Source organism: Xenorhabdus sp. NBAII XenSa04 (assembly GCF_963866145.1).
GTDB lineage: Bacteria > Pseudomonadota > Gammaproteobacteria > Enterobacterales > Enterobacteriaceae > Xenorhabdus > Xenorhabdus indica.
This window is the reverse complement of sequence record NZ_CAWMEB010000131.1, coordinates 1-729: the sequence shown is the minus strand read 5'-3', so window position 1 is coordinate 729 and position 729 is coordinate 1. Positions and strand designations below refer to the sequence as shown.

Here is a 729-nt window from a genome sequence, read left to right as displayed (position 1 = left end):
ATGAAGGTCAGACCGTTTCTCATATCGCCAGAACCCTTCATTGCTCACGTTCTTCCGTCCATCGTTGGATAAATTGGTTAACATTATATGGGCTGGAAGGGTTAAAAAGCTTACCAAGAGGAAGGCCTGCCCGATGGAATTTAGCCCCGATTTTTAGCTTGCTGTCATTCTTATTATCACACTCCCCGCAAGATTTTGGCTGTTTGCGTTCACGTTGGAGTATTGAACTTATCACTCAGATAATCAATGAATTATTAGGTTTATTACTGTCAAAAAGTACCCTGTATCGTTACTTTTGTCAGGTGGGTATTGTCTGGCGAAGAGCGGTTCCTACCGTCAAAAAGTTTGATCCTGAATATGACGAAAAAATGGCAAAAATCACCGAAGCCTTAGCCAACGTATCAGAGCAACATCCTGTTTTTTATGAAGATGAAGTTGATATCGATCTGAATCCTAAAATCGGGGCAGACTGGTGTCTAAAAGGACAACAAAAACGCGTGATGACACCGGGGAAAAATCAAAAGCACTACCTTGCAGGCTGCCTTGAGGTACGAACAGGTCAAGTGACCTATGTCTGTGGTATAAAGAAAAACTCTGATCTATTTATCAATATGTTAGATAAAATTAATCGTCAGTATCGCCAAGCCAAAAGTATCACGTTAATTTTAGATAATTATGGTATTCACAAAAGCCAGAAAGTCAGGGAATGGCTAAAACAAAATCCTCAAT

1 protein-coding gene is annotated in these 729 nt (G+C 40.1%); it reads left to right on the top strand.

All coding sequences use genetic code 11. The features are described from left to right. Positions 1 to 729, top strand: a 729-nt coding sequence (locus AAC147_RS05990; RefSeq protein ID WP_047686002.1) for an IS630 family transposase, incomplete at both ends; no start/stop codon positions are given.